Source organism: Nonomuraea composti (genome assembly GCF_012034275.1).
Taxonomy (GTDB): Bacteria; Actinomycetota; Actinomycetes; order Streptosporangiales; family Streptosporangiaceae; genus Nonomuraea; species Nonomuraea composti.
In genome coordinates this window covers 18,804-40,929 of the sequence record NZ_JAATEP010000003.1, presented here as the reverse complement: position 1 = coordinate 40,929, position 22,126 = coordinate 18,804, and the positions used below count along the sequence as shown (strand labels likewise).

General features: G+C 73.5%; 23 protein-coding genes. 9 read left to right on the top strand and 14 right to left on the bottom strand.

All coding sequences use genetic code 11. The annotated features are described in order from the left end of the window. Window positions 1-5 precede the first annotated feature (5 nt). The 6 genes from HCN51_RS62145 to HCN51_RS05560 are packed head-to-tail and all read right to left on the bottom strand — an operon-like array spanning window position 6 to window position 5,729. Window positions 6-1,121, bottom strand: coding sequence for a VWA domain-containing protein (locus tag HCN51_RS62145; RefSeq protein WP_168007503.1), 1,116 nt, complete (start codon window positions 1,119-1,121; stop codon window positions 6-8). Further along, window positions 1,114-1,971, bottom strand: coding sequence for an AAA family ATPase (locus HCN51_RS05580; RefSeq protein WP_168007501.1), 858 nt, complete (start codon window positions 1,969-1,971; stop codon window positions 1,114-1,116). Before HCN51_RS05580 ends, HCN51_RS62145 begins: the two co-directional genes overlap by 8 nt. Next, complete coding sequence (locus tag HCN51_RS62140; protein ID WP_168007499.1) at window positions 1,961-2,977, bottom strand: molybdopterin cofactor-binding domain-containing protein; 1,017 nt, start codon at window positions 2,975-2,977, stop codon at window positions 1,961-1,963. The genes HCN51_RS05580 and HCN51_RS62140 overlap by 11 nt, the downstream gene beginning before the upstream one ends. 3 nt (window positions 2,978-2,980) lie before the next feature. Continuing rightward, the gene (locus HCN51_RS62135; protein ID WP_168007497.1) at window positions 2,981-4,360 is read right to left on the bottom strand and encodes a molybdopterin cofactor-binding domain-containing protein; all 1,380 of its coding nucleotides are present in this window, start codon (window positions 4,358-4,360) and stop codon (window positions 2,981-2,983) included. After that, window positions 4,360-4,938 (bottom strand): (2Fe-2S)-binding protein, encoded by a 579-nt coding sequence (locus tag HCN51_RS05565; protein ID WP_168007495.1) that lies wholly within the window; start codon window positions 4,936-4,938, stop codon window positions 4,360-4,362. The genes HCN51_RS62135 and HCN51_RS05565 overlap by 1 nt, the downstream gene beginning before the upstream one ends. A gap of 11 nt (window positions 4,939-4,949) precedes the next feature. After that, window positions 4,950-5,729, bottom strand: a complete 780-nt coding sequence (locus HCN51_RS05560; RefSeq protein ID WP_168007493.1) for an FAD binding domain-containing protein — start codon at window positions 5,727-5,729, stop codon at window positions 4,950-4,952. 105 nt (window positions 5,730-5,834) lie between these two features. Between HCN51_RS05560 and HCN51_RS05555 the strand changes: the two genes are divergently transcribed. Continuing rightward, on the top strand, window positions 5,835-6,605 hold the full coding sequence (locus HCN51_RS05555; protein WP_168007491.1) for a GntR family transcriptional regulator: 771 nt from the start codon (window positions 5,835-5,837) through the stop codon (window positions 6,603-6,605). 24 nt (window positions 6,606-6,629) lie between these two features. On the opposite strand, the gene HCN51_RS05550 is transcribed toward HCN51_RS05555, so the two are convergent. Both HCN51_RS05550 and HCN51_RS05545 read right to left on the bottom strand, forming a co-directional pair. Further along, window positions 6,630-7,670 (bottom strand): serine hydrolase, encoded by a 1,041-nt coding sequence (locus HCN51_RS05550; RefSeq protein WP_168007489.1) that lies wholly within the window; start codon window positions 7,668-7,670, stop codon window positions 6,630-6,632. Window positions 7,671-7,761: 91 nt separating this feature from the next. Next, window positions 7,762-8,511: a DeoR/GlpR family DNA-binding transcription regulator gene (locus tag HCN51_RS05545; protein WP_168007487.1), complete on the bottom strand. Its 750-nt coding sequence runs from the start codon at window positions 8,509-8,511 to the stop codon at window positions 7,762-7,764. A 50-nt stretch (window positions 8,512-8,561) separates the two neighbouring features. Here HCN51_RS05545 and HCN51_RS05540 point away from each other — a divergent pair, with 50 nt between their 5' ends. Continuing rightward, window positions 8,562-8,918, top strand: coding sequence for a DUF4406 domain-containing protein (locus HCN51_RS05540; RefSeq protein WP_206066617.1), 357 nt, complete (start codon window positions 8,562-8,564; stop codon window positions 8,916-8,918). 6 nt (window positions 8,919-8,924) lie between these two features. Here HCN51_RS05540 and HCN51_RS57980 read toward each other — a convergent pair whose 3' ends face one another. After that, complete coding sequence (locus HCN51_RS57980) at window positions 8,925-9,824, bottom strand: CAP domain-containing protein (protein ID WP_206066616.1); 900 nt, start codon at window positions 9,822-9,824, stop codon at window positions 8,925-8,927. A 198-nt stretch (window positions 9,825-10,022) separates the two neighbouring features. Between HCN51_RS57980 and HCN51_RS05530 the strand changes: the two genes are divergently transcribed. Next, window positions 10,023-10,538, top strand: a complete 516-nt coding sequence (locus HCN51_RS05530) for a protein kinase domain-containing protein (RefSeq protein WP_240972492.1) — start codon at window positions 10,023-10,025, stop codon at window positions 10,536-10,538. A 280-nt stretch (window positions 10,539-10,818) separates the two neighbouring features. Here HCN51_RS05530 and HCN51_RS05525 read toward each other — a convergent pair whose 3' ends face one another. Together HCN51_RS05525 and HCN51_RS05520 are read right to left on the bottom strand one after the other, a co-directional pair. Next, window positions 10,819-11,661, bottom strand: coding sequence for an oxidoreductase (locus HCN51_RS05525; protein WP_168007485.1), 843 nt, complete (start codon window positions 11,659-11,661; stop codon window positions 10,819-10,821). Window positions 11,662-11,737: 76 nt separating this feature from the next. Beyond that, window positions 11,738-12,790, bottom strand: coding sequence for an alpha/beta fold hydrolase (locus HCN51_RS05520; protein WP_168007483.1), 1,053 nt, complete (start codon window positions 12,788-12,790; stop codon window positions 11,738-11,740). Window positions 12,791-13,094: 304 nt separating this feature from the next. On the opposite strand from HCN51_RS05520, the gene HCN51_RS05515 reads away from it, so the two are divergent. The 3 genes from HCN51_RS05515 (at window position 13,095) to HCN51_RS05505 (ending at window position 14,353) form a co-directional block, all read left to right on the top strand. Beyond that, a complete protein-coding gene (locus HCN51_RS05515) occupies window positions 13,095-13,667 on the top strand; it encodes a TetR family transcriptional regulator (RefSeq protein WP_206066615.1) in 573 nt (190 codons plus the stop codon). Between the two features lie 91 nt (window positions 13,668-13,758). Beyond that, a complete protein-coding gene (locus tag HCN51_RS05510; protein WP_168007481.1) occupies window positions 13,759-14,184 on the top strand; it encodes an organic hydroperoxide resistance protein in 426 nt (141 codons plus the stop codon). A gap of 1 nt (window position 14,185) precedes the next feature. Then, a complete protein-coding gene (locus tag HCN51_RS05505) occupies window positions 14,186-14,353 on the top strand; it encodes a hypothetical protein (RefSeq protein ID WP_168007479.1) in 168 nt (55 codons plus the stop codon). A gap of 210 nt (window positions 14,354-14,563) precedes the next feature. Here HCN51_RS05505 and HCN51_RS05500 read toward each other — a convergent pair whose 3' ends face one another. Beyond that, complete coding sequence (locus HCN51_RS05500; RefSeq protein WP_168007476.1) at window positions 14,564-14,953, bottom strand: YybH family protein; 390 nt, start codon at window positions 14,951-14,953, stop codon at window positions 14,564-14,566. Between the two features lie 145 nt (window positions 14,954-15,098). On the opposite strand from HCN51_RS05500, the gene HCN51_RS05495 reads away from it, so the two are divergent. Beyond that, the gene (locus HCN51_RS05495; protein ID WP_168007474.1) at window positions 15,099-16,010 is read left to right on the top strand and encodes an SDR family NAD(P)-dependent oxidoreductase; all 912 of its coding nucleotides are present in this window, start codon (window positions 15,099-15,101) and stop codon (window positions 16,008-16,010) included. Window positions 16,011-16,109: 99 nt separating this feature from the next. Here HCN51_RS05495 and HCN51_RS05490 read toward each other — a convergent pair whose 3' ends face one another. Next, window positions 16,110-17,045, bottom strand: a complete 936-nt coding sequence (locus HCN51_RS05490) for an NADP-dependent oxidoreductase (protein ID WP_168007472.1) — start codon at window positions 17,043-17,045, stop codon at window positions 16,110-16,112. Window positions 17,046-17,184: 139 nt separating this feature from the next. Between HCN51_RS05490 and HCN51_RS05485 the strand changes: the two genes are divergently transcribed. Then, window positions 17,185-18,027, top strand: a complete 843-nt coding sequence (locus tag HCN51_RS05485) for a helix-turn-helix transcriptional regulator (protein WP_206066614.1) — start codon at window positions 17,185-17,187, stop codon at window positions 18,025-18,027. Between the two features lie 9 nt (window positions 18,028-18,036). Here the strand turns inward: HCN51_RS05485 and HCN51_RS05480 are convergent, their stop codons facing one another. Further along, complete coding sequence (locus HCN51_RS05480; protein ID WP_168007468.1) at window positions 18,037-20,175, bottom strand: hypothetical protein; 2,139 nt, start codon at window positions 20,173-20,175, stop codon at window positions 18,037-18,039. Between the two features lie 156 nt (window positions 20,176-20,331). Here HCN51_RS05480 and kstD point away from each other — a divergent pair, with 156 nt between their 5' ends. Then, complete coding sequence (gene kstD, locus HCN51_RS05475) at window positions 20,332-22,116, top strand: 3-oxosteroid 1-dehydrogenase (protein ID WP_168007466.1); 1,785 nt, start codon at window positions 20,332-20,334, stop codon at window positions 22,114-22,116. Window positions 22,117-22,126: the final 10 nt, after the last annotated feature.

Below are 22,126 nucleotides of genomic sequence, written 5' to 3'. Positions count from 1 at the left end.
GGTGATCACTCCCTGGCCAAGGTCTGTACCTGCTCGTACGCCGTCCGCAGGTCCCGTACGCCCGCGAGCGCGTCCACGCTGCCCAGCACGGCCGCCATGCCGCGCGTGACCGGGCGGTACGCCGGGTCGCAGGCGAGCGGCGTCCACCACAGCAACCGGTGCCCCAGCAGCGACAACCGGCGCACGGCCGCCTCCATGGGCAGGGGGTCGCCGCGTTCCAGCCCGTCGGACAGCACGATCACCAGGGCGCCGCGCGCCATCGTGACGTGGCGGGCGTTGCCGAGGAACTCCTGGAGCGAGGGGCCGATCCGGGTGCCGCCCTCGGCGTCCAGCACGACCTCGCTCAGCGCGGCCACGGCCGCGTCGACGTCCCGCGCCCGCAGCGGCTCGGTGACGCGGGTCAGCCGGGTGCCGAACGTGAACACCTCGACGCGGTCGAGGCAGCCGACCATGGCGTGCGCGAAGCGGAGGTAGGCGGCGCTGTGCTGCTTCATCGACCCCGACACGTCGATGAGCAGCAGCACCCGGCGCTGCCGGCGGGGCCGGTCGCGCCGCCGCAGCGTGACGATCTCGCCGTGGCCGCGGCGGGACTCGCGGCAGATCCTGGCGACGTCGATCCACGGGCCCCGGCGGGCGGGCCGGCGGCGGCGGGACCGTACCGTCGGCACGGCGCCGCGCAGCTCCCGGCGCAGCAGCGCGAGCACGGCCCGCTCGTCCTGGCTCGCCGTGCCGAACGCCGGGCGGCCCACGCGCTCGGAGAAGCCGGCCTCCAGGCCCGCCTCCCCGCCGGGCGCCGCCGCGAAGGGCGCCTCGTCGCCCTTCCCGCGCGGCGCCGGCTCCTCCTCGTCCGGGGACTCCCGCTCGGGGACGGGCCGCGCGCGGGCGGCCCCGAACCAGCGCTCGAACGTGGGGGAGTACACCTCCAGGTCCTCGCGGGAGACGGTGAGCGTGCTCGCCCCGATCCAGTACAGCTCCGTGGCGTCGCGCGGGCCGGCGACCTCGATCGCCTGGAGGAAGACCCGCTGCTTGGACACCGGGACGCGCAGGCCCTGCCCGTGCAGGTCCCGCAGGAACCCGTGCACGTGCTCGCGGACCCGCGCCACGAGGGCCCGCTCAGTCACCGAACACCTCCGCGGCGTGCCGGCCGACCAGCGACAGGTCCTCCTCGTACTTGACGAGCAGCCCCGCCGACCGGCGCATCGCCTCCAGCCAGCCCGCCCCCTCGCGGGTCAGCGCCTGCACGCCGCGCGCCCACGACGTCGACTCCGCGATGCCCGGCCGCTTCAGCAGGGCCAGCCCCCTGATCCGGTGCACGGCGGCCACCAGGCGGGCCGCGCTGCGCTCGTCCAGGCCGGGCGCCTGCGCCTGGATGATCGCCTGCTCCCGCTCGGCGTCCGGGAAGGGGATCCAGTGGTAGAGGCAGCGGCGCTTGAGCGCGTCGTGCAGCTCGCGGGTCCGGTTCGAGGTGAGGATGACGAACGGGACGCTCGCCGCCCTGATGGTGCCGAGCTCCGGGATGGTGATCTGGAAGTCGCCGAGGAACTCCAGGAGGAACGCCTCGAACTCGCTGTCCGCCCGGTCGATCTCGTCGATCAGCAGCACCGCCCCCGACGCCGCCCGCAGCGCCCGCAGCAGCGGCCGTTGCAGGAGGAACTCCTCCCGGTACAGGTCGCCGACGCCGCGCCCCTCCACCTCGGCCGCCCGCAGCGACAGCAACTGCTTCGGGTAGTCCCACTCGTACAGGGCCTGGGAGGCGTCCAGGCCCTCGTAGCACTGCAGGCGGATCAGCTCCCGGCCGAGCACCCGCGCCAGCACGTTCGCGATCTCCGTCTTGCCGACGCCCGGCTCGCCCTCCAGCAGCAGCGGCAGCCCGAGCACGCCCGCCAGGCGGACGGCGGTGAGCAGGCCCTCGTCGGCGAGGTAGCCCTCCGCGCCCAGCCGCCGGCCCAGCGTCTCCTGGTCAGCCAGCACGGCCGGCCCTCAGCTCGTCCAACCCGCGCAGCACCTTCTCCGGCGTGAACGGCATGCTGGTCAGCCGCACGCCGACCGCGTCGAACACGGCGTTGGCGATCGCGGGGATCGGCGCGTTCGCCGTCATCTCGCCGATGCCCTTGGCCCCGAACGGCCCGTTGCCGGCCGGCCGTTCGAGGAACACGCTCGTCTGCTCCGGCAGGTCCGCCGGCCCCGGCATCAGGTACGCGGCGAAGTCGAGCGGGCCGTGCTCGCGCGAGTGCGGATAGTACGGCTCCGTCGACTCGAACAACGCGTGCGACAACCCCATCCACGCGCCGCCCTCGACCTGCTGCGTCGCGATCGCCGGGTTGAGCGCCCGGCCCACCTCGTAGGTGTTGTAGAGCCGCAGCACCTCGATGACGCCGGTCTCGTCGTCCACCTCGACCTCGGCCACCGTGCACGCGTGCGCCTGGCAGGAGTCGGGGTCCATCTCGCCGGTCTCCGGCACCGGCGTGCTCGGCTCCTTCAGGAAGATGCCCCGCCCCGAGATGGTCCGGCCCTGACGGAAGTGCGCGGCCAGCGCCACCTCGCTGACGTGGATCTTCTTCTCCGGCGCCCCCTTCAGCCGGACGAAGCCCGTGCCGTCGGTCTCCAGGTCCTCCGCGTCCACCTCCAGCTCGTCCGCGGCGACCTGCAGCAGCACCTCCCTCGCCTCGCGGGCCGCCATGATCACCGCGTTGCCGACCCGGTGGGTGCCGCGGCTGGCGAACGTGCCCATGCAGTGCGGGCCGGTGTCGGTGTCGGCGGTGTCCACGATGACGTTCTCCATCGGGACGCCGAGCGTCTCCGCCGCGCACTGCGCGACGACCGTCCGCAGCCCCTGCCCGAGGTCCACCGAGGAGAGCGTGACCACGAACCCGCCCATGGTCGTCGCGTGCACCAGCGCCTGCGACGGGTCGCCGCCCAGGTTCATGCCGGTCGGGTAGTTGACCGCCGCGTACCCGCACCCCTGCCGTATCGCCATCGCTCAGCCCTCCGGCCGCTCGGCCGACGACATCGCCCGGTACTCCGGCGGCAGGTCGTGCCCCACCAGGTCCGCCGCGCTCTGGATCACCTCGACCAGCGCCGTGCCCGACGCGATCTTGCGGTGGGCCTTCATGTCGCCGTCCCGGTAGGCGTTCTTCAGCCGCAGCCGCAGCGGATCCATGCCCAGCTCCCTGGCGACGTGGTCCATGTGCGACTCCAGCGCGAAGTCGCCGATCGTGACGCCGAAGCCGCGCATGGCGCTGGACGGCGTCCGGTTCGTGTAGACGCAGTAGCAGTCCACGTGCACGTTCGGGATCGTGTACGGGCCCGGCATGTGCGCCGCCGCCTTGGTCGTGCCGTACGGGCTGTGCCGCGAGTACGCGCCCGCGTCCACGTAAAGGGTGACCTGGCGGGCCACGATCCGGCCGTCGTCCATGACGCCGTCCTTGATGTGGATGTGCTCGGCCGCCCGCGTCGAGGACACCTGCATCTCCTCGGCGCGGCTGTAGACGTACTTCGCGGGCCGGCCCGTCAGCATCGCGGCCAGGCACGCCAGCGGCTCGACGATGACGTCCACCTTGCCGCCGAACCCGCCCCCGACCGTGCCGCCCACGACGCGCAGGCTCGTGGGCGGCACGCCGAGGATGAGCGCCGTGTTGTCGAGGGTGAAGAAGGCGGCCTGGGTGTTGCTGTGGATGCGCAGCCGGCCGTCGCCCTGCGGGACCACGATGCAGCCCGTCGGCTCGACCGGCGCGTGCTCGATGGGGGAGGAGCTGTAGCGGCCCTCGATGATCCGGTCCGCCTCGGCGAAGCCCCGCTCGACGTCGCCGAAGCGGATCCGGCGGCACGGGTGCCCCTCGTACACGAAGTGGTTGGTGCCCGCCTGCTTGATGATCGGCGCCCCGTCGGCCAGCGCGGCCTCGACGTCCAGGACGGCGGGCAGGTCCGTGTAGTCGACCACGACCCGGGCGGCGCCCTCGCGCGCGGCCTCCTCCGTCTCGGCGACCACGGCGACGATCGGCTCGCCCCGGTAGAGCACCCGGTCCTCGGCCAGGACCGGCTCGTCGTCCGGGCCCACCCCGATCAGGCGCAGCACGACGTACCAGTTGTTCGGCACGTCCTCGTGGGTGATGACCCGCAGCACGCCCGGCACCTCCAGCGCGCCGGAGACGTCGACCCGGTCGATGCGGGCGTGGTGCCGCGTCGAGCGGTGGATCTTGACGTGGGTCAGGCCCGGCGGCGTCAGGTCCTCGAAGAACAGCGTGCGGCCGGTGACGTGGCCGCGGGCGTCCGAGCGCTGGACCGCCGAGCCGATGACAGTGAAGTCGCCCGCGCGCTCGTCCTTGAAGTACGTGGGGTCGATCGGCGTGAGGCGGCCCATCAGCCGGCGGCCTTTCCGGAGAGCGGCGCGGCGGCGTCGCGGTGTCGTTCCCCGGCGCCGTCGTGGCGGCGTTCCGCGGCGCTGTCGCGGCGGCGTTCCGCGGCGCTGTCGCGGCGGCTTTCCGCGGCGGACAGGACGGCGGTGACGATCGGCTCGTAGCCGGTGCAGCGGCACACGTTCCCGCAGATCGCCTCCGTGACGTCCTGGCGGGTCGGCGCCGGCTCCCGGTTGAGCAGCGCCGTCGCCGACATGATCATCCCGGGGGTGCAGAAGCCGCACTGCGTCGCGAAATGGTCGACGAACGCCTGCTGCACGTCATCCAGCCGGTCGCCGTCGGCCAGCCCCTCGACCGTCTCCACGGCGCAGCCGTCGACCGTCACGACGGGGATCAGGCACGAGACCGCGGGCCGGCCGTCCAGCAGCACCGTGCAACTGCCGCAGCCGCCCTGCCCGCACCCGCGCTTGGCCCCCGTCAGGCCGAACGTGTCGCGCAGGGCGCTCAGCAACGTCGTGGACGGGCGGGCGATCAGCTCCCGCTCCGTGCCGTTCAGCTTGAGGGTGACGATGGTCGAGGGCATAGGCTCCCCTTTCAGGCCCCGAGCAGGGCACGACGCAGGTGGACGGGGTAGACCCGGGCGCGGTACCACGCGGAGGCGTAGGCGTCGTCGAACGGCTCGATGACGTCCGCCCCCGCCGCCTCGGCGACGACCTCGGCGGTCAGCGGCGCGCCCCGCAGCACGCGCTCGGCGCCCACCGCCCGCAGCAGGCGGCGCGAGAGGCCGCCCAGCACGAGCCGCACGTCGGCGACCAGGCCGTCCTCGACCGTGAGGCGGGCGGCCACCGTGACGATGGAGCCCGAGTTCAGCCGCCGCCGGCTCGCCTTGTGGAAGCGGAACGTGCCCGGCGCCGGAGCGGTGAACCGGATCCTCGTCACCAGCTCGCCTTCGGGCAGGCCGTCCGCGACCACCCGCTCCAGCCGCTCGCGGCGCAGCCCGGCCGCGCCGAGCACGTCCAGCTCGGCGTCCAGGGCCAGCAGGGCCGCGGCCAGGTCGCCGTACGGCTGCGGCACGAAGAGGTTGCCGGCCACCGTGGCGAGGCTGCGGACCGGCGGGGAGGCGATCGAGCGCACGCACCCCGCCAGGTAGCCCAGCCGGGGGTCGTCCTCCAGGTCGGCGAGGGTGGTGGCGGCTCCCAGGGTCACCGTGTCGCCGTCCACGTCGATGCCGCGCAGCCCCGCCTTGCGGAGGCTGACCACCCGCAGGTCGGGGCCGGCCTCGTCGTTCATCCTGGTCAGGAGGTGGGTGCCGCCGCCCAGGGGGACGGCGTCCGCCTGGAGGCTCGCGTGAGCCGCTTCGGCGCTGTCTGGCATCTCAACCGATATCAGCATTCGCGCTCCCATTATCGATATCGATAATTGGAGAGTAGATGGCATGATCGGAGAGTCAAGGCCCCTCTTTCGACATCGGGAGGCTCGTTGCCGGAACCCACGGGCAACCTCGGCCCTGCCCAGCCCGGTGCCCAGCCCGCCCCTCAGTCCGCCTCCCAGCCCGCGCCCCAGTCCGCCCCTCAGTCCGCTGGGCCGCGGTCCGCGCGGCCGACCCTCAGCCGGCAGATCCGCGACGGGCTCCTGCGCCGGATCGTCTCCGGCGAGCTCGGCGAGGGTGACCGCCTGATCGAGACGAAGATCGCCCAGGAGTTCGGCACCAGCCAGGCCCCCGTGCGGGAGGCGTTGCGGCAGTTGGAAGGGCTCGGCCTCATCGAGAGCCAGCCCCGCCACGGCAGCCGGGTGCTGCCGTTCGTGGAGCAGACGATCCGCGAGGCGTACATCCTGCGGGCGGCCCTGGAGGAGACCGCGACCCGGCTCGCCCTGCTGGCCGGCACGCTGCCCTTCGACCTTCTGCAGGAGGCGGTCGAGGAGATGCGCCGCTGCGCCCGCGACGGCGACGTGCCCGGCATCGGCCTGGCCAGCGCCCGCTTCCACCGGCACGTCGTGCAGGCCGGCGGCAACGCGCTGCTGACCCGCGCCTGGGAGGCGCTGCAGATCGAGGCCCGCACCGCCATCGCCCTCATGGTCACGGGGCCCGAGCTGGAGCGGGTGGCCGAGGAGCACCACGAGCTGCTGGACGTCATGCGCGCCGGAGACGTCGAGACGGCCTGCCGGCACGCCCGCGACCACCAGTGGGCCTACGCCGACACGCCCCACGACCCGTACGGGACCCCGAGAGGCGGGCACCGCGACGCGTGACGGGCGCGCGGGCTCTCTGTCGCGTCAGGGCGTCCCCGGCCCGTGGGGTGGCGGCTCGTCCGTTCCGTCGCGGTCGGTGAGGTCGGAGAGCAGCCGCATCCCCGCCGCGTCCACCGAACGCGCGTCGGCGCTGAGGACGACGACGGCGGTCCGCCGCTCGGGGATCACGGCCAGCAGGGAGCGGTAGCCGCCGGTGCCGCCGTTGTGGAACAGCACCCGCGGCCCGCCCTTGTCCCGCGCCCGCTCCACCGACAGCCACCCCGCGTGCGCGGTCGAGACGCCGCTGATCGGGTGGCCGGCGGCGCGGGTCAGCGCGACGGCCTCGGCGATCTCCGGCGGGCCGGACCCGAACGTGGCCGCCGCCAGCCGCAGCAGGTCGTGCACCGTGGAGTGCAGCCCGCCCGCGCCCGCCAGGGCCGCCAGCCGCCACCCCGGGCGGGGCCGGCCGGAGCGCGAGTGCCCGGGCGCGAGCCGTCCGGCCCGCTCGCCGTCGAGCACCACCCGCGTGTCCGCCAGCCCGAGCGGGCGGCAGATCTCCCGCTGGACCAGCTCGTCGTAGCCCAGCCCGGCCTGCCTGGCCAGCGCCAGCCCCAGCAGCCCCCCGCCGAGGTTGGAGTAGCGGAACCGGCTGCCGGGCACGGACCGCAGCCGCGTCCTGGCCAGCCCCGCCAGCAGCACCTCCTCGGTGCAGCCGGCGTAGGGGTCGAGCGAGAGCAGGGCACCCGGCATCAGCCCCTTGGGCAGCCGGGGCAGGCCGGAGGTGTGGCAGGCCAGGTGCACCAGCTCGATCTCCCGGCCGTCGCGCCGCGGCACGGCGGCGCCGTCCGGCAGCAGCTCCCGCACGGGCTGCTCGAACGCGACCTCCCCGCGCCCGGCCAGCCTGGCCAGCGTCAACGCGGTGAACGTCTTGGTGATCGAGCCGATCTCGAACACGGTGTGCGGGCCGGCGCCGTGCGTCGCGCGCTCCTCTCCCCGGATCGCGCCGACCGCGACCGCCCCCCGCCGCCGGGCGGCCAGCTCTTCTGCGGTACGGCGGACGAGGTCGTCAAGGGGAGCGTCGGTCACGGCGTCAATGCTGGTTGACGGCGATGTCGCGTGTCAACCTACGGCGTGATCGTGCACCGGACGGTGAAACGTGCATGATCGTGCAGCAGTGTCAGGGGGCGTGGATGACGGGGATGCCGAGTGCTCGTACCGTGGCGTTGCCGGGGTCGGTGTCCGTGATGACGGCGGCCACCTCCGTCAGGGGCAGGACCGAGAAGCGGGAGGCGGCGCCGATCTTCTCCGAGCTGGCCAGCACATACGTGTCGGCCGCCTGCCGGGCCAGCGTGCGTTTCATCGCGGCCTCGTCGGCGTCGTCCGTGGTCAGGCCCGTCTCCGGGTGCACGCCTGTGACGCCGAGCAGGAAGAGGTCGGCGTTGACGCCGCGGGCCGCCTCCACCGCGGCGGCGCCGCAGGAGACCATCGAGTGCTTGAACAGCCGGCCGCCGATCAGGTAGACCTCCACGTCGTGGTGCTCGGCGAGGGCGCCGGCCACGGTCGGGCTGTGGGTGACGACGGTGGCGCGCAGGTCGGGCGGGAGGGCGCGGGCGACGGCGAGGGCCGTGGTGCCACCGTCGATGATCGCGGTGCTGCCGGGCCTGACCAGCGCGGCCGCGGCGGCGGCCACCCGCTGCTTGCCGGAGACCTCGACGCCCTGGCGGGTGGCGTAGTCGGCGATCGCGGGGGAGGCGGGCAGCGCGCCGCCGTACACCCGCTGGCACAGGCCGGCGGCGGCGAGGTCACGCAGGTCGCGGCGGATGCTGTCTTCCGACAGGCCGAGCTCGGTGGCGAGGTCCTTGGCGATGATCTTGCCGTCCCGGGCGAGGCGTTCCAGGAGCAGCTCCCGGCGTTGCGCGGCCAGCATGCACGTTTCTCCTTGTTCTTTCCGATTTCTTCGTATTATAGTCCCGTCCCATGATGATTCTCATTGCCGGCCCGTACCGCTCCGGTACGGGCGACGACCCCGAACTGATGGCACGCAACCTGGCCCGGCTGGAGGAGGCGGCGTGGCCCGTCTTCCGCAGCGGGCACGTCCCGATGATCGGGGAGTGGGTCGCCCTGCCCGTGCTGCGCGGGGCCGGCGGCAGCGGGCCCGCCGATCCCGTCGCCGAGGAGATCATGTATCCGACGGCGGAGCGGCTGCTGCGGCACTGTGACGCGGTCCTGCGGCTGCCGGGGGAGTCCACCGGAGCCGATCAGGACGTGCGGATCGCGACCGAGCGCGGCCTGCCCGTCTACTACAGGGTCGAGGACATCCCCGGCTATCTGTAGCTTCCGTCAGCGGGCGGCGAAGTCCTGCGTCCAGTAGGTCTGGCCGCTGGAGTCCTTCGCCGCGCCCACGCCGATGTGGGTGTAGGAGCAGTTCATGATGTTCTCCCGGTGGCCGGCGCTGTTCATCCAGTCCCGGACCACCTGGGCGGCCGTCCGCTGCCCCTTCGCGATGTTCTCCGCCCAGGCCGAGCCCGAGAAGCCGGTCGCGCGGATGCGGTCCACCATGTCGCGGCCGTCCTGCGAGTCGTGGTCGAAGTAGCCACGCCTGGCCATGTCGGCGGAGTGGCCGAACGCCGCCCTGCGCAGGCGCGCGTCCGCGCGGAGCGGGTCGCAGCCGCCCTTGGCCCGCTCGGCGTTGGTCAGCCGGACGACCTCATTCTCCAGCGCCGTGCCGACGGACGTCGCCTGCGCCGCCGTCTTCCTGGGGGCCGGGGTGGGCGTGGCCGTAGGAGTGGGGGTGGGGGTGGGGGTGGGGGTCGGGGTGGCGCAGGTCAGGCGGACGGCCTTCGAGGTGGCGGTGTCCGTCGAGTAGTCGGTGGCGACCGCGTAATAGGTGCCCGGCTTGCAGGGGGTCTTCAGGGTGATGCGGTCCTTCTTGGCCGCGCCGCTCTTCACGACCGGGTCCTCCCCGGGTACGGCGCGCTTGATCCGGATGCGCAGCAGCGCGGGGCGGACGCAGTCGCGGCGGACGGCCGAGGTCTGGATCGTGAGGGCGGTGACGTCCGGGCGGGCCACGGTGACGCGGCACTTGTCCGATTCGGGGGTCCGTGTGGGGGTCGGGGTGGTGGTGGTCGGGTCCGCTTGGGGGGTGACCGCCGCGGAGGGGGCGCCCTGCGTGCTGCCGGTGGACGGGGCGCAGGCGGCCAGGCCGAGCACGGCGGCGAGCACCCCGAGGGGTTTGCGCATGGGATTCCTCCAGATCCGGAACACGCTGGACGTCCCGCATCTTGCCATGAAAACGGACAATCCGCCCATTGTGGGGTTTTCTGGTATCGAGTTCCAGGGGTGCCGGGGCTGGAGCGAGGGTTCCCGGCCGGTGTCGTGAGGCTGCGAGCTGCTTCCCCTGTATACCGACATTCCCGCTATGGTGCTGAAGATCCGTTGATGCCGTTATGGGCGAGTCATGCCGCAGGCCGAACCGCTCCGGGAGGACGATCCCCCCGCCGTGGGCCCTACCGGCTGCCCGGACGCCTCGGGGCGGGCGGCCAGGGCGTCGTCTACCTGGGGCAACGACCTGACACCGCGCCGGTCGCGATCAAGGTGCTCCGCGACGGGCGGGGCGACGGGCGGCCGTACATCGTCACCGAGTACGTCGAGGGGCCCGCGCTCAGCCAGGCGGGCCGGCACACCGGCGCCGACCTGCAGCGGCTCGCGGTCGCGACGGCGACGGCGCTGGCCGCGATCCACCGCGCCGGGGTGGCGCACCGCGACTTCAAGCCGGCCAACGTGCTGCTGGGCCGCGACGGGCCGCGCGTCATCGACTTCGGCATCGCCCGCGCCATGGGGCACTCGCTGACCGTGACGAGCAGCATCGTCGGCACGCCCGCCACATGGCGCCGGAGCAGCTCGCGGGCGAGCCGGTCGGGCCGGCCGCCGACGTGTTCGCGTGGGCGGGGGTGATGGTGTTCGCCGCCACGGGGGCGCCGCCGTTCGGGAACGACTCGCTGCGCTGATCGCAGTATTAAATAGGAAAGCTTCCTATGCAATGCTTCACAGCGCATGATCAGCCCATCCTTCTCGTTGTCAAGAGGACGAGTCACGGGACGGCGTGCGCGCCGCACCCCTGGCCCGCACGCCCGGCAGGTCCACGCTGTGCCGGGCCGGTCATGTCGAGAGGCGGGGCCAGGGTGGGCGCGGGTGGCGGGCGGCCCCGGCGTTCGTGGAGGTTCCTTGCGGAAGGTCAGCGCCCGCCGGCGGGGAAGTCGGTCGAACGGCTCACGTCGGCCCACTTCTCGGTCTCGGCGGCGCGCAGCTCGCCGGCCTTCTGGGCGGAGGCGACGGCGTCGCTGCCGAGCAGCAGCCGCCGGGGCGGGTTCGCGTCGCGGACGACGTCGATGATGACCCTGGCCGCGCGGGCCGGGTCGCCGGCCTGGGTGCCGTCGCTCTCGCGCCGGAAGCGGTGGATGGCGCCCACGGTCTGCTCGTAGTCGGGGCCGACCGGGTGCATCTCCATGGACCAGCCCTGCCAGTCCGTACGGAACGCGCCCGGCTCCACGATGATCACCTTGACGCCGAAGGGCGCCACCTCGCTGGCGAGGACCTCGGAGAAGCCTTCGACGCCGAACTTCGCCGTCTGGTAGGCGCCCATGCCGGGCGTGCCGCCGACGCGCCCGCCGATGGAGGAGACCTGCACGAAGACCCCCGATCGCTGGCTGCGCAGGACGGGTAGGGCGGCGCGGGTGACGTTCACGACGCCGAAGAGGTTCGTCTCGATCTGGGCGCGGAAGTCGTCCTCGGGCATCTCCTCGATGGCCGCGCTGTTGCCGTAGCCGGCGTTGTTGACGACCACGTCGAGGCTGCCGAAGGCGCCGGTGGCCGCCTCGACGGCCCGGACGGCCGCGGCGGCGTCGGTCACGTCGAGCGCGACCGCGCGCACGCGGTCGCCGTGCCGGGCCACCAGGTCGTCGAGCTGCTTGGGGTCGCGGGCGGTGGCGACGACGTGGTCTCCGGCGTCGAGGACGGCTTCGGCGAGGCGGCGCCCGAGGCCGCGGGACGCGCCGGTGATGAGCCAGGTCTTGGCCATGGGGATCTCCTTGTGGGCTCTAACTGTCTCACTAACGTAGCACTTAAAGAGTAAACATGCGCTAAGCGGTGACAGATCAGAGGTGGTCGACGTCCACGACGGCCTGCGCGAACGCCGTCGGCGCCTCCTGCGGCAGGTCGTGGCCGATGCCGGGCAGCGTCCGGTGCTCGTAGGCGCCGGTGAACCGGTCGCGGTAGCCGCTGTCGTTCGGCGCGGTGAAGGGGTCGAGCTCGGCGTCGAGGACGATCGTCGGCACCTTGATGACCGGCCGCGCCTGGAGCCGCTGCTCGACCGCGTCGTAGCGGCGCTCGCCTTCGGCCAGGCTCAGCCGCCAGCGGTAGTTGTGGATCACGATGGCGGCGTAGTCGGGGTTGTCGAAGGCCGCGGCCGTACGGTCGAAGGTGGCGTCGTCGAACTTCCACGTCGGGGAGACGGTGTCCCAGACCAGGCGGGCCAGCTCGCGCCGCTTGTCCTTGTCCTGCATGGCCAGGCGGCCGCGCTCGGTGGCGAAGTAGTACTGGTACCACCAGGCGTACTCGGCCTTGGGCGGCAGCGGGGAGAGGTTGGCCTGGAGGTTGGTGATGAGGTAGCCGCTCACCGACACCAGGGCCTTGCAACGCTGCGGGTAGAGCGCCGCGATGATGTCGGCGGTCCTCGACCCCCAGTCGAAGCCGGCGAGCACCGCCTTCTCGATCTTGAGTGCGTCCATGAGCGCGACGATGTCCAGGGCGATCGCCGACTGCTGGGCGTTGCGCACCGTACGGGAGGACAGGAACCGCGTCGTCCCGTGGCCGCGCAGGTAGGGCACGATCACGCGGTACCCCTGCGCCGCCAGCAGCGGGGCGACGTCCACGAAGCTGTGGATGTCGTACGGCCAGCCGTGCAGGCAGATCACCACCGGCCCGCGCGCCGGCCCCAGCTCGGCGTAACCGATGTCCAGCACGCCCGCCCTGACCTGCTTCAGCGCCGGGAACGAGGTGTGCGTGCCCGGCGTGACGGGCGGCAGCGTCGGGGCCGTGCCCCGCGCGCCCGCTGCGGCGGTGGACAGGGCGGGCAGGCCCGCCAGCGAGGCGACGGTCGCGCCGGTCGCCAGACCGACGACCTTGCCGAAGGTGCGCCTGTTCATCATGGAAGTCCTCCGTGTGTCCGGCCGCGCGGTTCACGGCCTGCTCCTACTGTCGTCCGGCGGAGGATTGCGGCACATCAGTCAGATGACGGCGGGATACCGAGGCACGCTACCCGCGCCGGCCAGGCGGAATCCTGGCCCGGGCAGGACACGGCGCCCCGGGTGGCAGGAGCGTTCAGTCATTCGACTGTGCGTCGCCGTCCGGCGCAGGTACACAGGCGGGAGCGGCTCAACCGCCTCATATGCGTAGCGGTTGAAGGCATAAATTCCACTTATCCGTGACACGACAGCCGGTACCTTTGGCGAGGTGAGAGCAGATGCGACACGCAACCTGGAGCGCGTCCTGAGCACGGGCGCCCGCATGCTCGCCGACGACCCCTCGGTGACCATCGCCGCCATCGCCGCCGCGGCGGGGGTGGACCGTCGCACCGTCTACCGCCGCTTCGCCTCCCGCGAAGAGCTCATGGCCGCCGTCTACGGAGCACGATACGACGCGGTCGAGGAGGCGGTGGAGGCGGCCCGGCTGCGCGAGGCCCCCGTGGCGGTGGCGCTGCACCGGTACGCCGAGGGCATCATCGCCGTCAACCGCAAATGGCCGGTGGAGACGAGCCGCATGCTGCGCGAGGAGACGATCCGCGAGCGCCGCCGCCGCCTCATCGAGGAGGTGGACCTCTTCCTGCGGCGGGCCACCGACGAGGGGCTGCTGCGCTCCGACCTGCCGCCCGGCTGGGTGGCGACCGTCCTGCCGTCGCTGCTGGAGCACGCCGCCGAGCGGCTGCCCGACCTGAGCCCGGCGCAGGCGGCCGACGTCGTGGTGGACACGCTGCTGCGTGGTGCCGGCGCCGCGCCGCCGAGTCCCGTACGCGCGTCACCGGCTTGACAGGTGACGCCGAAGTCGCCAGTATCGTCACCAGTTAAGCCGGTGACGTTGAAGGCGTTCTCCGGCGCACCCGTTCAGAAGGGACACAGCCATGGCTGTCAGCTACACCGGGGTCGTCACCGTCACGGGCGAGGGCCGCAACGGCGGCCGGGTCCAGGCCGACGACGGCATGCTCGACACCACCCTCGCCATCCCGAAGGAGCTCGGCGGCGCGGGCGGTGCCACCAACCCCGAGCAGCTCTTCGCCGCCGGCTGGGGCTCCTGCTTCCTCGGTGCGGTCAGGCGCGCGGCCGCGCAGCGCAAGGTCAAGCTGACCAGCACGGCCATCACCGTCGAGGCCACCCTGCACCACGGCGACGACGGCGAGTTCAGCCTCAGCGCCGTGCTCAACCTGGAGCTCGGCGGCGTCGACCAGCGGACGGCCGAGGAGCTGGGCGCGGCGGCCCACCAGCTCTGCCCCTACTCCAAGGCGACCCGCGGCAACATCCCGGTCACGATCAACGCGAAGGCCGCCTGACATGCCGGCCGTCCGGGACGCCGCCGAGACGGCGCGCCGCCGTCGCTTCGGGCGGCTGCCCGAGCGGGTCCGGCCGGAGGACACGGTCGAGGAGCACCCGGCCACCGCCCCCGACCCGGCCCGCTGGGCCTACGACGCGGACGAATGGCTCGTCCGGTACTGCGCGTGAAACGGGAGGTCGTCGTGCTGAGTCTGCCGAGCTCGGTGAGAGCGCTGGCGGTGGCCGTCATCGTGGTGGCGGTCGCCCTGGGCTGCCTGGCCCAGGTGTTCTGATCACGCCTCAGGGCCGAGCGCCGCCCCGCCGGGGGCGGCGCGGGAAGCCCCCGACCGTCGAGGCCGCCGCGAGCGCACCAGGGGAGGGGCCTGGCGGAGCCTCGGGTCAGGTCGTGATCGCGGTGCCCTGGGCGGAGACCAGGTGCCAGGTGCCGGAGGGGGTGGCGGCGTAAACGTGGGTGTAGCGGCTCGCGGCGTGGAAGGCGGAGCCGTCCGGGCCGGTGAAGTTCATCCCGGTACGGCCCACGACGATGCCGACGTCCCCGAAGAAGCGCACGACGGACTCCTCAGGGAAGGCGTCGATGCGGGGGAAGCTCAGCGAGCCGGAGGCGACCGAACTGAGCAGCAGCTCCTTGTCGGCGACGGCTCCGTTCTCGACGCTGACCAGGACGAAGTCGTCCGACAGCAGGCTCCGCAGCAGGCCCGCGTCGGCGGCCGTCAGGGCGTCGAAGAAGCTCTGGTCGTGCTGGAGGAGGAGGCTCGGGTCGGTGCTCATGCGGGTCCGTTCGTCGATGGCGGGCGGGTCGAGCGTAAACGCTGACGCCAGTGACAAGGTCAAGCCTCCGGGGTCTGGACGGTCGCGCAACTATCCCGGACTGACAAGTATTCTCCGTCCAGCCTGACGTTCTTACCCTTGAGTCATGGCACTCATCACCACCCCGTTCACCAGCAAGACCACCGCCTCCGAGATCCTCGCCGGCGTCGACCTCACCGGCCGGCGGATCATCGTCACCGGCGGCGCCTCCGGGATCGGCCTGGAGACCGTGCGGGCCCTGGCGGGCGCGGGGGCCGAGGTGACGGTCGCCACCCGCAACCCCGCGCCCGGCCGGCGGGCCCTCGACCTGAGCGACCTGGAGTCGGTGCGCGCGTTCGTCGCCGGGTGGAGCGGGCCGGTGCACGCCGTCGTCGCCAACGCCGGCATCATGGCGCTGCCCGCTCGCCGGCTCGCCGCCAACGGCTGGGAGCTGCAGCTCGCCACGAACTTCCTCGGGCACTTCGCGCTGATCACCGGCCTTCATGACCACCTCCGGCAGGCCGGCGGCGCCAGGGTGGTCATGGTCAGCTCGGGCGCCCAGCTCCTCGCGCCGGTCGACTTCGACGACCCGCACTTCGAGCGCCGCCCGTACGACCCATGGATCGCCTACGCCCAGTCGAAGACGGCCGACGTGCTGCTCGCGGTCGCCGCCGCCCGCCGCTGGGCCGGCGACGGCATCGCCGCGAACGCCCTCGAACCCGGCTACGTCCACACGAACCTGCAGCGGCACCTCGACGCGGACGCCATGCGCGCGGCCGGCGCCATGGACGACGAGGGCAACCTGCTGACCCCCGACCACTTCACCACTCCCGAGCAGGGCGCGGCCACCTCCGTGCTGCTCGCCGCCTCCCCGCTGATGGACGGCGTGACCGGCCGCTTCTTCACCCACGACAACCAGGAGGCCGAAGTGGTCCAGGGCGGGCCTGACGCCAAGAAGGGCGTCGCGAGCTGGTCCGTCGACCCGGCCGCCGCGGACCGGCTGTGGGAGTACGCCTCCGAGGCGATCGGCGGCCGTTGATCTTGACCTTGGGCCGGGAAGCCGGCGTGGACCCGGCTGAACGCGCTGGTCGAGGCGCGGCTGCGGGCGGCCGGCGTCGAGCTGCCCGCCGGGAGGTGATCAGCGCTCCTCGTCCGGCCACGGCCTGAGCACGATCTTGCCGTGCGTGTGCCGCTGTTCGAGCTCGCGGAAGGCGTCCCGGACCTGGTCGAGGGGGTAGGTGCGGGCGATCGGCACGTCCAGCTCCCCGCGCGCGGCCAGGCGGGCCAGCTCGCCGAGCACGACCGCGGACGTCGCCGAGCTCTCCCCGTAGGCGCGGGCGCCGACCTTGGCCGCGGTGTGCCAGTCGCGGATGGTGTTGATGCGCTCGGGGTGCACGCCCAGCTCCACGGCCAGCTCCACGTAGCTGTCGCCCCACGTGTCGATGAACGCGTCCACGCGCCCGCCGGCCGCCTGCCGGATGCGGTCGGCCACGCCCTGCCCGTACGCGACCGGGATGACGCCGTGCTCCTTCAGCCAGGCGTGGTTCGGCTCGCTCGCCAGCCCGATCACGGTGGCGCCCCGCCGCCGCGCGAGTTGCACGGCCAGGGACCCGACGCCGCCCGCCGCCCCGGACACGACGACCGTGTCGCCGGGGCCCGGCTCGACCGCGAACACGGTGGCGTACGCGGTGGCTCCGGCCACCTGGAGGGAGCCCGCCACGTCCCAGGACAGGCCCTGCGGGCGAACGGCCAGCGCCGTGTCGTCGACCACGACGTACTGCGCGTGGCTCGCCCTGCGGTGGGTGTAGCCGAGCACCTCGTCGCCCACCGCGAAGCCGCGCACGTGCGGGCCCAGCTCCACCACGACGCCGGCCAGGTCGGTGCCCTGCCCGGAGGGGAACGTCGCCGGCCACCGCTCGCGCACCCCGCCGACGCGGATGTACGCCTCGCCCGGGTTGATCCCGGCCGCCTTCACCTTGACCAGCACCTGCCCGGGGCCGGGCACCGGCCGCTCCACCTCCTCCACCCGCAGGACCTCGATCCCGCCGTACTCGTGAAACCGCACTGCCTTCATCGTTCTCCCCTTGCTCCCGTTGTCGGCTGCGGCTCCACCATGCCGCCGCCCCAGGGGGCCGTGGAACGGACCGCTCTCCCTAGGACCGGCGGTCCGAGGATGCGAAGCGACGAAGGGTGATATCACTACCCACATGGGGATGAACCGCGACGAACTCGCCGACTTCCTGCGCCGATCCAGGGGACGGCTCACGCCCCGGGACGTCGGGCTCGTGGAGGGGCCGCGGCGGCGCACGCCGGGCCTGCGCCGCGAGGAGGTCGCCGCGCTCGCCGACATCTCGGCCGACTACTACATGCGCCTCGAACAGGCCAGGAGCCCGCAGCCGTCGGCGCAGGTGCTGGCCGCGCTGACCCGCGCGCTGCGGCTGACCGTCGACGAGCGGGACCACCTGTACCTGCTCGCCGGGCACCGCCCGCCGGAGGGGGCGCGGGCGGGGGAGTACCTGCGGCCGAGCATGCTGTACCTGCTCGACCGGCTCGACAGCGTCCCGGTGCAGGTCTTGAGCGACCTCGGCGACCTGCTGGCCCAGAACGACCTGGCGCAGGCCCTGTTCGGCTGCGTGTGCACGGTGGCGCCCGAGGACCGCAACATCGTGCTGCGCTGGTTCACCGAGCCGGACGTGCGCGGCCACTTCGCGCCCGAGGAGCACGAGGAGCTGGCCCGGCAGCTCGTCGCCGACCTGCGGGCCGCGGTGGCGCACCGCGGGGACGACGCGGCGTCGCGCGCCCTGGTCACGCGGCTGCGCGCGGCCAGCCCCGAGTTCGCAGCGCTCTGGGAACGGCACGAGGTCGCGGTGCGCCGCTCGCACCCGTACCGGATCGTCCATCCCGAGCTGGGCCGGATCGCGTTCGACTGCGAGCTGCTGGCGACGCCGGCGGCGGACCAGCGGCTGCGCATCTTCACCCCGCCGCCCGGCGGCACCGAGGCGCTGGACCTGCTGCGCGCGCTCGGCCCGCGGCACCGGCACGGCACGCCCGCGTGACCGCCGCGGTCACGGGGCGATCCAGCCGGTGAGGACGCGGGTGTAGGCGGCGTCCACGTAGTAGTCGCCGTGCCCGCGGATCGGCTCGCCGTCGCGCTCGGGGTCCCGCAGGCACAGGTCCACGTCGTTCTCGCCGGCCAGGATCGCCCCGCCGATGGGGTCGGTACGCCGGTAGAGGTTGCGCCAGGTGGCCTCCGCCGGCCGGGCCGGATCGCGCAGCGCCTGCCGTACGGCCTCGATCGCGCCGGCGCCGAAGTAGGCGGGGAAGTAGCGCGCGTACAGGCGGCACAGCGGCGAGCCGTGGGTCAGCAGCCGCGTGCGCGTCCTGACCTCCGGGTCCACCTGCAGCACGAGTGCCGCCGCGATGACGCTGCCCTGGCTGTGCCCGGAGATCACGACCCGGTCGCCGCCGTCGTCAAGCAGGCCGCGGACGTGGGTCACCAGCTCCGGGATCACCCGTTCGGCGTAACACGGGGGTGCGAGCGGATGGGTGGCGCGCGGCCAGAACGTGCTGATGTCCCACAGCACCCCGACCGTGCGGCGCAACGCGGTGTTGCTGTACGCCTGCCAGCCGAGCAGCAGCAACCCGGCCGTGAGGCAGATGAGCACGGCGACGCTCAGGGCGATCACCCAGCCCTCCCACGGCTTCGCGGCCGTGAGCGTCGTGACGCCCACGGTGCCGATCGCCAGGGCCGGGACCAGCGCCAGGGCCGTGAGCACGGTGCCGCAGCGGTCGGTCAGCTCCGCGGTCGCCCACGCCCCGCGCACGCTCTCGCTCACCCGCTCCCCGCGCCGCGGCTCCTTCGCGGCGGCGGAGCGCACCCGCAGCAGCCAGCCGGCGACGACGGCGGCCACGAGCAGGGTCGCCAGGCCCGCCGGCGCCGCCCACCAGTGGGCGGCGGGCAGCACGATGGCGTCCCCGCCCGCCCCTTCCGGGTACGAGGGCCGGCCCACGATCTCGGCCACCGTGAAGGCCAGCCCGATGGCGAACCCCTTGGTCAGCATCCACGCCAGCAGCAGCGTGACCGGGGCGGCCATCCCGCCCATGGCCCGCCTGTACCGGAGCCCGGCATCGCCCGGGGCGGCGCTGATCCTGGCCAGGGCGTAGGTCAGGACGGCGATCGCGGCCAGCAGGATCACCTGCGCGAGGAACAGCCAGGTCTGCAGGGCGTGCGAGCCCGGCAGGGCACCTTCGGGCGGCGCGTACGGCCGTGCGACGACCAGGGCGGCGAAGGCGAGGGCGTAACCGGCCACGGCCACGTCCCGCACGATCCTGCACGCCAGCTCCAGCCGGCCCACCCAGCCCGGCTCGCCGCCCGCCCCGTAGCGCCTGGCCACCTGCGGCAGCGCCGCCAGCGCGACCGTGACGACGAGCACGGCCAGCTCCGCGACCCACAGCGCGGCGAAGAGCGGGCGGGCGGTGAACGGCGCCGCCATCAGGATCGCGATGACGGCGAAACCGATCGCCACGTGCAGGGAACGCATCCGGCCGACGGGATCGCCGCCGTTCCATATGCCGGGGTGGGCGAGAAGCGGGAGATCGGGATCGGGCGGGGTGCGTTGCCAGTCCGTGCCGTCAGGGCAGTACCGGTCCAGCCTGACCCACGTCAGGTGGGCCACCCGCCAGAGCGCGGCCAGCACGACCAGGGGGAGCAGCGAGGCGAGCGCCAGCCGGAGCGCCGGATCGCCGCTCGCGACCGTGGTCAGCCACCGGACCGGCGGGAACGCCGAGACCTCGGTCGTCCGCACGGACTGCCAGGCGACGACGTCCATCGACGCGGCCGCCGTCGCCGTGATCATCGTGCAGGTGAGCGCCAGCGCGAACCAGCGGTGGCCCAGCTCGGCCGCGCGGCGCAGCGCGTGCCCGCGCTCCCTCGCGGGCGGCGCGCAGCGGGGCGTCATGAAGAAGGCGATGTTCGACAGCGCGAACGGCAGCAGGAGCAGCCAGAACGCCCGCCACCGCCCGCCGGAGGTGAGGTTGCCCCAGACGTAGGCCTGGCGGTGGACGCCGGGGACGGTGTCGGGGAACGGCGCGTACACGCCGACGCCCGACGCGTCGGCGGTCACCGGCACCGGGTCGGCGAACAGCACCGACTGGGGAGCGCTGCCGGCGACGCCGTGAATGCGGAGCTCTGTGCCATCGGCCACGGCGCCCTCCGTTCTCCCGCCGCCCTCCGCCGCTGTGCTGGGCCGGCAGGACGACCGTAGGACCCGCGCGCCGACACCGAGTCCGGGACGGCCCTGGGAATTTCCCTAGGAAACCGGCCGTTGACAGCCGAAACAACCAAGCGCATGCTTGGGCGCATGTCGGGATCAACGACCACGGGCCCGCACCCGCAGGGCCCCACCCGCCGCACCCTCCTGCGCGGCGCCGCCGTCGCCGGCGGCGCGCTGGTCACGGGCGCCACCCTGGGCAGCGCACCCGCCCGCGCCGACGCCTCCTTCGCTGACGCCGAGTACGACGTCGTGGTCGTCGGCGCCGGCGCCGCCGGGATGACCGCGGCGCTGACGGCGGCCAAGCGCGGCCTGCGCACCGTCGTGATCGAGAAGGCGCCCACATTCGGCGGCTCGGCCGCCCGCTCCGGCGCCGGCATCTGGATCCCCAACAACGAGGTCATCCTCGCCGCCGGCGTCCAGGACACCCCGGCCAAGGCCGCCGCCTACCTCGCCCGCGTCGTCGGCGACACCGTGCCGATCGAACGGCAGCGCGCGTTCCTGGCCGCCGGGCCCGCCATGATCTCGTTCGTGCTGCGCAACAGCCCGCTGCGCTTCCGGTTCATGCAGGGCTACTCCGACTACTATCCCGAGCTGCCCGGCGGCATGCCGGACGGCCGCTCCATCGAGCCCGCCCAGCTCGACGGCAACCTCCTCGGCGCCGAGCTGGCCCGGCTGAACGCCCCGTACATCCCCAGCCCGGCCGGCATGGTCGTGCACAGCGCCGACTACAAGTGGCTCACGCTCGCCGCCGTCAACCCCAAGGGCCTGGAGGTGAGCGCCGCATGCCTCCTGCGCGGCACCGAGGCCGCGCTGCGCGGCGAGAAGCCGCTGACCATGGGCCAGTCACTGGCCGCCGGGCTGCGCGCCGGGCTCCTCGCCGCAGGCGTCCCGGTGCTGCTGAACACCCCGCTGCTCGACCTGACCAGCGAGGCCGGCCGCGTCACGGGCGTGCGCACCCCGGCCGGCTCGATCAGGGCCAGGCTCGGCGTGATCGTCGGCTCTGGCGGGTTCGAGCACAGCGCGGCCATGCGCGCCGAGTTCCAGCGCCAGCCCATCGGCACGAGCTGGACCGTCGGCGCCAAGGAGAACACCGGCGACGGCATCGAAGCCGGCGAGCGGGCCGGCGCCGCGCTCGACCTCATGGACGACGCCTGGTGGGGCCCCTCGATCCCGCTGCCGGACGAGCCCTACTTCTGCCTCGCCGAGCGCACCCTGCCCGGCGGCATCCTCGTCAACGGCAAGGGCGTGCGCTTCGTCAACGAGGGCGCCCCGTACAGCGACGTCGTCCACGTCATGTACGACCGCGACAGCGCCGCCGACCCGCACATCCCCGCCTGGCTGATCGTCGACCAGCACTACCGCAACAAGTACCTGTTCCGCGACGTCGCGCCGCTGCTGCCGCTGCCCGCCGCCTGGTTCGACAGCGGCGCCGCGTTCCAGGCGTGGAGCGTCGAGCAGCTCGCCCAGAAGATCGGCGTCCCCCAGGCCGCGCTGCGCGCCACCGTCAACCGCTTCAACACCTTCGCCACCACCGGCAAGGACCTCGACTTCCGCCGCGGCGACAGCGCCTACGACCGCTACTACGCCGACCCCCTCGTCAAGCCGAACCCGTGCCTGGCCCCGCTGTGGCTGCCGCCCTTCTACGCGTTCGAGATCATCCCCGGCGACCTCGGCACGAAGGGCGGGATGCGCACGGACGCCCGCGCCCGCGTCCTGCGCGCCGACGGGACCGTCATCCCCGGCCTGTACGCCGCCGGCAACGCCAGCGCGGCCGTCATGGGCCACAGCTACGCCGGCTCCGGCTCGACCATCGGCCCCGCCATGACCTTCGGCTACATCGCCGCCAACGACCTCGCCGACACCCGCCCCTAGCCCCGGGTCA